Source organism: Kitasatospora sp. NPDC042419 (genome assembly GCF_056437345.1).
Genome location: NZ_JBWKAW010000077.1, coordinates 1 through 8,679 on the forward strand (window position 1 = coordinate 1; position 8,679 = coordinate 8,679).

At 65.7% G+C, this 8,679-nt stretch carries 9 protein-coding genes and 1 pseudogene; 4 read left to right on the forward strand and 6 right to left on the reverse strand.

What is annotated here, in order from left to right; genetic code table 11:
• Nucleotides 1–93 precede the first annotated feature (93 nt).
• Nucleotides 94–720 (reverse strand): hypothetical protein, encoded by a 627-nt coding sequence (locus AC067J_RS43690; protein ID WP_478308457.1) that lies wholly within the window; start codon nt 718–720, stop codon nt 94–96.
• A gap of 313 nt (nt 721–1,033) precedes the next feature.
• Here AC067J_RS43690 and AC067J_RS43695 point away from each other — a divergent pair, with 313 nt between their 5' ends.
• From AC067J_RS43695 to AC067J_RS43705, 3 genes and pseudogenes are all read left to right on the forward strand, one after another.
• On the forward strand, nt 1,034–1,195 hold the full coding sequence (locus AC067J_RS43695) for a hypothetical protein (protein ID WP_478308458.1): 162 nt from the start codon (nt 1,034–1,036) through the stop codon (nt 1,193–1,195).
• Between the two features lie 19 nt (nt 1,196–1,214).
• The gene (locus AC067J_RS43700; protein WP_478308459.1) at nt 1,215–1,454 is read left to right on the forward strand and encodes a hypothetical protein; all 240 of its coding nucleotides are present in this window, start codon (nt 1,215–1,217) and stop codon (nt 1,452–1,454) included.
• 95 nt (nt 1,455–1,549) lie between these two features.
• Nucleotides 1,550–1,681 (forward strand): annotated as a pseudogene (locus AC067J_RS43705) (non-homologous end joining protein Ku); the annotation flags it as partial.
• Between the two features lie 105 nt (nt 1,682–1,786).
• On the opposite strand, the gene ku (AC067J_RS43710) reads toward AC067J_RS43705, so the two are convergent.
• The 5 genes from ku (AC067J_RS43710) to AC067J_RS43730 form a co-directional block, all read right to left on the reverse strand.
• Nucleotides 1,787–2,812, reverse strand: a complete 1,026-nt coding sequence (gene ku, locus AC067J_RS43710; RefSeq protein ID WP_478308460.1) for a non-homologous end joining protein Ku — start codon at nt 2,810–2,812, stop codon at nt 1,787–1,789.
• A 136-nt stretch (nt 2,813–2,948) separates the two neighbouring features.
• Nucleotides 2,949–3,491: a hypothetical protein gene (locus tag AC067J_RS43715; RefSeq protein WP_478308461.1), complete on the reverse strand. Its 543-nt coding sequence runs from the start codon at nt 3,489–3,491 to the stop codon at nt 2,949–2,951.
• A complete protein-coding gene (locus AC067J_RS43720) occupies nt 3,488–4,012 on the reverse strand; it encodes a DUF6262 family protein (RefSeq protein WP_478308462.1) in 525 nt (174 codons plus the stop codon). The genes AC067J_RS43715 and AC067J_RS43720 overlap by 4 nt, the downstream gene beginning before the upstream one ends.
• A 5-nt stretch (nt 4,013–4,017) precedes the next feature.
• Nucleotides 4,018–5,733, reverse strand: a complete 1,716-nt coding sequence (locus tag AC067J_RS43725) for a tyrosine-type recombinase/integrase (RefSeq protein WP_478308463.1) — start codon at nt 5,731–5,733, stop codon at nt 4,018–4,020.
• 767 nt (nt 5,734–6,500) lie between these two features.
• Nucleotides 6,501–7,667 carry a tyrosine-type recombinase/integrase gene (locus AC067J_RS43730; RefSeq protein ID WP_478308464.1) on the reverse strand — a complete coding sequence of 389 codons (1,167 nt, stop codon included), beginning with the start codon at nt 7,665–7,667 and terminating at the stop codon, nt 6,501–6,503.
• On the opposite strand from AC067J_RS43730, the gene ku (AC067J_RS43735) reads away from it, so the two are divergent.
• Complete coding sequence (ku, locus tag AC067J_RS43735; RefSeq protein WP_478308465.1) at nt 7,666–8,607, forward strand: non-homologous end joining protein Ku; 942 nt, start codon at nt 7,666–7,668, stop codon at nt 8,605–8,607. The genes AC067J_RS43730 and ku (AC067J_RS43735) overlap by 2 nt on opposite strands.
• The last annotated feature ends 72 nt before the right edge of the window (nt 8,608–8,679 follow it).

Genomic DNA, 8,679 nt, shown 5'->3' on the forward strand with positions numbered 1-8,679 from the left:
GGTCATGGCGGGCCTTTCAGGGGGGGGGGCAGGCCCGGCCGCCGCTTGGGTCGGCCGGGCCTGGCTGAGGACGGGGCGGGCGGCGGGTGAGGGTCAGTCCTCGTCGTCGGTGTCCGCGTTGTCCCGCAGGCCCCGGAGGTAGCTGTCCAGGCCCTCGACGACAACGGTCTCCACGGTCCGGCCGCCGCCGTCGCACTCGGCAAGGCCGACGCGGATCTCCGCAGCGATCTCGTCGAGCCGCTCGTCGGTGGTGTTCGCGGTGATCTCGAACTCCTCGGCCTCGCAGCCGTTGGTCGCGCCGTCCAGGTCCCACACCGAGATCAGCTCGGCCGGGTCAACGCTGTACTTGTCCTCGTACCGGCCGACGATCTCCTCGATTTCGTCCTCGGCCGCGAGGGCGTCCTCGCCGAGGACCGCGACGTAGTTCGACTGGGCGTTGAGCTCCTCGGTCCAGTCGTTCAGGATCCGCTCGGCGAACGGCCGAATCTTCTCGATCAGCCGGTCCGCAGCCGTGCCGGTGAGCGCGGGAATGCCGTAGCGGCGGTCGAAGCCGTAGTACACGGAGAACGGGGCCCCGCTGCCGACCACCGAATCGGTGTCGGCGTACAGGCGGCCGTTCTTGAGGTCGAGCTCCAAGTACGCGGGCTGGGGCTCGGACTGACCCGGGTACTGGAGGTGCAGCTCGGCGGCACCGGTGGGGACGATCGTCAGCTCGCTCATGGCGGCTACCCTTCGGATTGTCGGACAGGGCCCTGCAAGGCCCCGTCCGGCGGGGTGTCGGAAGGCTGTCTCCTTCCGACACCCATCACATTACTTACCCCATAGGGTAAGTGCAACCCCATGGGGTAAGTATTGGTGTTTGGGCCCCGCCCCCGCGATCGAACCGCCAGGATGATCAGCTCGTTCCCCCACCGCCCCGGCACCAGGCCGCCTGTCTGTCCCGCGTGACACTCTGTACGGGCCCGGCGGCGCCCATCCCTGAAGCCGATGCCGCCGCCGGGCAACTCCCACCCCAGAAGCGATGGAGGACCTTGTGGAGAGCTACCGACTGACGTGGACCAAGGACGGTCGCGATGGGCGCCAGGAGTCCGCCGTCTCCTACGGCAAGAGCGCAGCCGAGGATTACAAGGCGCGCAAGGCCAAGGAGGACGGCGTCGACGACGTGCAGATCGTCCTGATGAAGGACGGCAGGTAGACCTGGTAGAAGTGCAGCCATGACCCAGCAGCAGGACACCGCGCGCGACCAACTTCTCTGCCGGGCCGTCGCCCTCTTCCCGGACCGAGACGCCGCTGCCCTGGCCCGCCGCATCGCCAAGATGAGCGACCAGCAGGTCGCCCGCTCCCTCGCTATGACAGACGAGGAAGCCACCGCAGTGGACCACTCCCCGCAGTACGCGCCAGCGACCTCCGATTCACCACCCGTCACCCTCTGGTACCACGGCTACGGGGGATAGCCGGCTGCTCGCGGACGGGCTGCAGGGGCGTGCGATCACGGGCCGGATCTGCATAGCCTGGAGGCACGCCCAGGGGGGCAGCCTGGAGGATGTCGATGCCTGGTCACTCGCTCTGGAAGGGCGCGATCTCCTTCGGGTTGGTGACGGTACCCGTGGTGCTCACGGCAGCGACGGAGTCCCACAGCGTCACCTTCCGTCAGGTCCACCTTGAGGACGGCGGTTCTCTGGGGGTAGACGTTGTCGCACGCTGATCTGGCGAGGATCGCGGCAGGTCAGGGCTGATTGGGTGACCATGACCATGTGCAACAGGTGTGGCGCGGTGCGCTGACGCGTCAGGCGGACGCGCGCTTGGTGGTCTTCTTGGCCGCAGTCTTCTTCGCGGTGCCCTTGGTCGCGGCCTTCTTGGCGGTGGTCTTCTTCCCGCCGGCTTCCTTCGGGGAAGCGTCGGTCTTCTTCGCCGTGGAGCCGGTTGCCTTCCTCGCCGGTGCCGCCTTCTTGGCCGTGGCCTTCTTCGCGGTCTTGCGAGCGGGCAGCGTTCGGACCTCGGCCTCCCTCTCCCTCTCGGCGACTGGCTCTCCGCGGGACTCCTTGGCTGCGCGGACGCTGTTCTCCAGGGCGGCCATGAGGTCGATGACCTTGCCGCCGGTCGGGGCGGCCTCCTCTTCGTGCGGCGGTTCGACGCCCTGGAGCCGGGCCTCGATGACTTGCTGGAGGGCTTCCTGGTACTCGTCATGGAGCGAGGACAGGTCGAAGTCCTGCGACAACATGTCCATCAGGGACCTGGCCATCTGGAGTTCCTGCGGCCGGATCGTCATGTCCTCTTCCGGGGCCACGCCAACAGCGGGTCGGACTTCGTCGGGCCAGAGACAGGTCTGGAGGACGAGGGTTTCCTCGTGGACTCGGAGCACAGCCAGCGACTCCCGCGACCGGATGGCGATCTTTGTGACGGCGATCTGGCCGGATTGGGTCAGAGCTTCTCTGAGCAGGGCATAGGGCTTGGCCGCCGCGCGGTCGGAGGTGCCGACGTAGTAAGCCTTGGAGAACATCAGCGGGTCGATGCTGTCGGCGTCTACGAAGGCCAGCACGTCAATGAGTTTCTTGCTGGGGAGAGGGAGATCGGCGAGATCCTCGTCGGACAGCATGATCATGCTGCCGTCAGGGGCTTCGTACCCCTTGGTGATCTCTTGGTAGGGGATCTCGACATCCTCGACTTCACACACGCGCCGCAGCCGCACCCTGGAGCCGTCTTTCTCGTGCACCTGGCGCAGAGGGATGTCGTGCTCCTCCGTGGCCGTGAAGAGCTGGACGGGGATCGTGACCAGCCCGAACGAGATGGCCCCCTTCCAGGTCGCTCTCATGCCGCGCTCCTTCCCTGGGACCCTCAGGCTAAGCCGAGGGCGGGCGCCCCGACACTCGGCGACAGCCGGACGTTTCAGGTGGGTGGGGCGAGGCGGATTTCACGGCATGGCGGGAGGCCCCGAGGGCTGAAGCCGCTCACTTGGTGCGCGTGAAGGTGTTGAGGTCACAGTTGTCGGGGTCGCCGACGTACTCGTAGAAGCTGGGGTTGTCTCGGGTGCCGTTGACGAAGACGCCACTGCCGTAGTGACCGTGCTCCACCTGGCTGTCCCAGTAGCCACTGATCTTGTGAAACGTAAACGAGATGGGCCAGTCGGAATCGCCGGCTGCGGACAGCTTCCACGTGCCACTGCCAGTCCTCTTGCGGGGGTCGCCACTGGCGCCGTCAAGTTCACGCGGCCAGCCGACTGCGGTGAACGTTCCGTCGCCGTCGAGGGTCAGGGACCCAGCCGGGCTTCGGTAGGAACCGGGCAGGTCCTTGCTGCTGAGCTCCTCTGGACGGGCGCCATCACCCGGGCAGGGTGAGTACCGCCCAAAACACCCCGTCGTAGTGGCTGACACCACCAGGATCAACGCGCATGCCAGGCCGAAATGCCGTCGGTTCACGTTCCGTCCCCCTGAGACATCGAGTCGCACCAGTGTCCCAAGCAGCCGCTGCACCTCGACGGGCAGGTGAATCATGCGGAAACGTGACGATCACCGGGTCGGTTCAGTGAACGCGTGAGTTCACGATTGGCTGCTCGGGCCGCCTGCAAGTCCTCCGTTCGTTCGTCGAGCTGGCTCTGCAGGTCAACTACTTGCTGTTGGAGATTGACGATCTGTCGTTGCAACTGGTCGATGTCGACGGAGGCCCCGAGCCCCGAGTCGCGCCAGACCTGTTCGCCCAGGGACTCGGAGAGCCTGCGTTCCAGCTGCCGAACCCGGAGAGTTAACCGGGAGTTGCGGTCCAGTGCGTTGGCCAGGTCCGCTTGCAAGGACGTGCGCGTTACTGCTGCGGCCTCTGAGGCCGGCGAAGGGGCTGCGGCGGCGGCATGGATGCGTTCCAGCAGGTCGCGATGGCGATAGAAGAATGACCGGTCGACCCTGGCCGCTCGTGCGATAGCTGAGACGGATACGTCCTCGCCGGAGCCGACAGCTGCGGCAATCGCCTTGAGGACTCGGTCTCGGCGTCGGGCGGTCTCCTCGGAGCGGCCCTCGCTCATGGATGTCATGCGGGCCGCGCAGGACGCAGGTCGGGCAGGGGCTGGCGGACGCGCGGCATGCCCAACATGACGCCTTGACGCCCACGGCGGGCAACGGTGATCGCTTCTTCGATCTCCGCTCGCTGGTTGGAATCGAGATCGTCCATGCCGTCTTTGACGCGCTTGATCAGTCGCCGGACTCGGCTGATCTCCTCGTCCGAGGGCATGGCCTCGGCCTTGGCCCAGTCATCGGCATCCAGTGCTGCCGTTAGGCGCTCGCGATTCCGCAGTAGATCGGCAAGGTATGCCTCAAGGTCAGGCAAGTAGGAGACATCAGTACGGAAATGCCCGCAGCCCACGCAGCGGAACCTGACCGGGCAGTCGTTTCCGCCCGCAGCAACATTGGAGGGTTCGGTGCAGACACCGTAGGGAACGGCGACCTCACCGACGGCTCGGCGAGCATGTTCGTCGTCCAGGAGCGCCTTGGCCTGGCGCCAGACACGCTTCCCATGGCGGTCGAACTGCATGGTGGAAACGCGGTCCACGGCTTCGCGCCGCCGCTTCTCCGTGACGCGGTAGTACCCCTGCGTCGTATCCAGAGACCGGTGGTCCATGAGGATACGCAGCACATCGACGGGCACGCCGGCATCCGCGTGCCGCTGGCAGTAGGTGTGCCGGTAGGCGTAGAGGAATATCTTCGACTTGTCGAAGGGCTGCATCCTGGTGACCAGGACGCCATCCACCTCAACCTGGGCAGGAGCGGTGAACTCAGGGAGAGACTGCACCCACTCTTTGTGTCGACTGGAGAGCCAGCTGGATGTGATCGGCTTACGTCCATGGGGATTGGCACGTTGCGTCGGCAACAGTGCGAGTTCGCTCGTGGGAGTAGAAGGGAACTCCGATTTCGTGCGCTGCTGTTGTTCCAGGATGACTTGCGCCGTCGCCTGTGAGATCGGCAGTCGTCGACCGTTCCGCCGGGACTTGTAGTTGTTGTAGATCAACACGTGCTGGCCATCGGAATCCTGCTTGAGGCAGTCCCAGCGGAGCTGGCAGATCTCGTGTGGTCGGCGGCCAGTGTCGATCAGTAACTCGACCGCAACCCTGTTCTCGATCCCATGGCGGCCGAACCCGCCAAATGTGGGCAACAGGTCACAGATGCGCTGCATCACCTGCAAGGGGAGATCCCGACCGGCTTCGGAGTCCTCTGGGTCGTCCGGGACGTCCTCCGGGAGAATGGCGAAGTCTTCGGGCAACCCGTGGAGAGGTCTCTCTGCCCGGAACATCCCCAGCGACTTCATTCTGCCGAGATGATTGACCAGGTAGCGGCAGATCCTCACGCGCCTCTTCGCGGACACCGCTTCGGTCTGCTGGAGGTAGGAAAGGCGGTTCAGGAAGGCAACCACGTCGAGTCGGCTGACAGCTCGGATGTCGTCACCCCTATCGCTACGCTGAACCGTGAGGCTCTCGGAGAGAGTGACAAATGCGTTGACGACATCCTGAACCGTGGCCATGACGTTGCCACGACGCTGAGGCAGCGTGAAGAAAGCCCACTCCTTGACGGCCTCTCGAAGCCAGGGCTGGTGGATCGAAGTGAAGTTCAAGCGTCCAGCGTGGCCGAACACCGCCCCGTCCCACACGTCATTCAGCCGCTCACTCTCGGGCGTTCGTCCAGCTCGGCCAACCAGCGTGACCAGGCTGCTGCAGAGCCCGCGCACACCGCGCGAGAGCTGAGCGAGATCCACCGCGGTCAGGGACTGAACCTCCGTCTCTCTCAGCCTGTTTGTGAGAGTACGCAACGTGAAGTGGAGCGTATGAAGGCCAGATTGTGTGCGTTCCTGCACTCCGTAGAGGATCTCCCCAACGAGCCGGTCGGGAAGCCCTCGCAGGCTCACCTCGTTCGTTGCGGTGACAGGGGCCGCGGTGAGCCGCCAGCTCCCCTCGCCAGAGGGTTCAGCGACACCTCGAGAAACTACGCTTTGCCAGCGCACTCGGTGTGCGTGACAGTAAGGAGAGGAATTGCTGTCTCGTTTCCGATGACAAGAGGAAACCTCGCATGGGCCGAATCCTGGCAGCCCGACCATGTCATCGAGGGCGAGGAACTCCTCCAACGTAGCCCCTCGGCGTCGCATGAAGCCCATATGGCTTGTGCAGACTGGGGTGTTCCGTGAACGGAAGGGGCGCTCACAGCCCGATACCAGGCAGTCCTCAACACCGATGATCCGTCGAGCTCCCTGCTCCGTCTCCGCGAACTCATCCAACGCCGGCTTGCCGGCCGCCCTCCAGCGGGTTCGGCAGCCAGAACACAGCCCTCGCCCAACGCTCGTCTGGAGGCACCCCTTCGCCCGGCAGACGGGGGAGCCCAACTGCGGGTGGTCTGTGGGGAAGAGCATCACTCTTTCCTCCCACTTCCATCCGAGAAGGGTCAGGAATTTCGGCTCCAAGGCGGCTTGCAGCTCTGCTGCGGCCCTGGTGTTCCCGTCGGTGCTGGGTGACACACTTGAGACGGCCTTCAACGGCACGATTGCTCCTCGGCGGAGAGTTCTCGGGGAGAAGGAACTCGGTCGATTGCGGCACGCAGCCGAGCTGACGCCGGGTGGAGGTAGGGGCGGGCGGACTCGGCATGCTTCTGCCCGAGGAGCATCTGGATCTCATCGAGGCTGCCGCCGGCATCGGCCACATTGCTGGCCATCGCGTGCCGCATCATGTGCGGCGCGATCTTCCGCACGAGACCGGCCCGACGGGCCAGGCTCTCGATCGTCTCGCCGATCGCATCGGGAGTGACCGGGGCACCCAGTGGCTCGCGGAAGAGATTGACCAGCACGAAGTCGCTGCCCGCGGCGCCCAACCGCTCGTGACGCTCCAGCGCGTACTGGTCGAAGGCCTGAACCACCAGAAAGTCCACGGGGAGGACCACCGTACGTTTGGACTTCGACCAGGCGCCGTTCGGGTTCTGCCGACGGACGACGTGCAGATGAGCACCTTCAGCCCGGCAGCCCAGTAAGCTGGAATCCATCAGCAGGTGTACGTCGCTGCGGCGGAGGCCGGCCGCCTGCCCTCGCCGAAGCCCCACCCGGGACAGCAACAGCACCAGCAGCCTGTCCCTGGCCGACAGGCAGGCCCGGAACATGGCGACGATCTCCTCATCGCTGGCTCTGTCGACCTCGCTCTCCGTTTCGGGTAGACGGTGTTGAGCCCGCAACCGCGCGCGCATCCGCCCATCGTCGGACTGGGCCTGGGCGGGTAGATCTCGGGTGTCCCCGACCTGGTAGAGCTGCTCGAGAACCCATCCAGGGATTGAGCGCTCGGTGACCGCATGGGCCAGGAAGCCCCGGACGGCTACCAGGACGACGTTGATGCGCCGAGTCCCTCGGGCCGGCTCCGTTCCGGATCGGGGAGGGTTTCTGCTGCTCTCCGGCCTTGAGGTCTGCCACTTCAGCCAGAGGATGAAGGAGCTGAGGTCGCGGGCTGCTGTCTTCCAGTCGCGGCCAGTGGCCTGCGCCCAGCGAAGGAACAGGACAATGGCCCCCGCGTACGACTTGGTGGTGGATTCCGCCCGCGATTGGTTGAGCCGCAGGGCTCTCAGGAAGCGGTCGGCCTCCTTGAACACTTGGAGATCGTCATCAACGACGGTCCAGTAGGCATCGCCCGATGGCATCTGTACGCGAAATGCCTCCATGCCCGCCCCTTCGCCTCACAGTTGCTGCCACGGATCACCGCAGAACAACACCCCCAGAGAATCAACTCGCCCTGCTCAACGAGGGAGGGCTACGGAACGTCACGCAACACATGGGGGACCCCCAGAGAACGGCGGCCGGATCCGGTACCGCAAGACGTGCGACATCGACGGTAAGGTCCTGACCGAGGACGAGATCGGGAAGGGCTGGGAGGCCAGCAAGGACGTGATCATCCCGATCACCGATCAGGACCTTGCCGACATGCCCTTGCCGACGGCGAAGGCCATCGATATCGTCGCGTTCGTCCCCGCCGACCAGGTCGATCCCATTCAGCATGGTGCGGGCTCCTTCCACGTGGGGGCCGATGGTCCGGTGTCGGCGAAGCCGTACGTGCTGCTCACGAGGGCGCTGGAGCGGAACGACAAGGTGGCCGTCGCGAAGTACGCCCTGCGCGGCCGCGAGCGTCTCGGCCTGCTCCGGCCCATGGATGGCGTTCTCGTTCTGTCGGGACTCCACTGGGACGACGAAATCCGGTCCCCCGTCGAGCTCGCCCCGCCGGAGACCGAGCTGACCGAGGACGAGATCAAGGGCGCCCTCACCCTGATGGACACGATGACCGTCGACTCCCTCGACGACCTCGACGTCGCCGACCACTACACCGAGGCGCTCCACGAGGTCATCGACGCGAAAGCCGAGCACCGGGCGCCGAAACCGTCGGAGGGCGAGGAGAAGGCCGCCGCGCCGGTCGTCGACCTCATGGCCGCGCTGGAGAAGTCCGTCGCGGACGCGCGTGAACGCCGCGGCGAAGCCCCGGCAGGCGGGGGCAAGGCGACGGTGCACAAGATGCCCGCGAAGCCCAAGAAGAAGACGGCCGCGAAGAAGGCTCCCGCCAAGAAGACCGCGGCGAAGAGGACCGCGACGCGGCGGCCGAAGTCCGCCTGACCTCGGCTACGGAAACTCGACCTCGCCCGGGTGCACGCACGCGCCGGAGGGGTCAGCGGGGCGACCGTCTTG

What these genes read in the sequence shown, in the direction of transcription:
- AC067J_RS43690 (WP_478308457.1), bottom strand. Translation starts at nt 720, where the DNA reads ATGAGCGAGCTGACGATCGTCCCCACCGGTGCCGCCGAGCTGCACCTC.
- AC067J_RS43700 (WP_478308459.1), top strand. Translation starts at nt 1,215, where the DNA reads ATGACCCAGCAGCAGGACACCGCGCGCGACCAACTTCTCTGCCGGGCC.
- ku (WP_478308460.1), bottom strand. Translation starts at nt 2,812, where the DNA reads ATGAGAGCGACCTGGAAGGGGGCCATCTCGTTCGGGCTGGTCACGATC.
- AC067J_RS43715 (WP_478308461.1), bottom strand. Translation starts at nt 3,491, where the DNA reads ATGATTCACCTGCCCGTCGAGGTGCAGCGGCTGCTTGGGACACTGGTG.
- AC067J_RS43720 (WP_478308462.1), bottom strand. Translation starts at nt 4,012, where the DNA reads ATGAGCGAGGGCCGCTCCGAGGAGACCGCCCGACGCCGAGACCGAGTC.
- ku (WP_478308465.1), top strand. Translation starts at nt 7,666, where the DNA reads ATGCCCGCCCCTTCGCCTCACAGTTGCTGCCACGGATCACCGCAGAAC.
- AC067J_RS43730 (WP_478308464.1), bottom strand. Translation starts at nt 7,667, where the DNA reads ATGGAGGCATTTCGCGTACAGATGCCATCGGGCGATGCCTACTGGACC.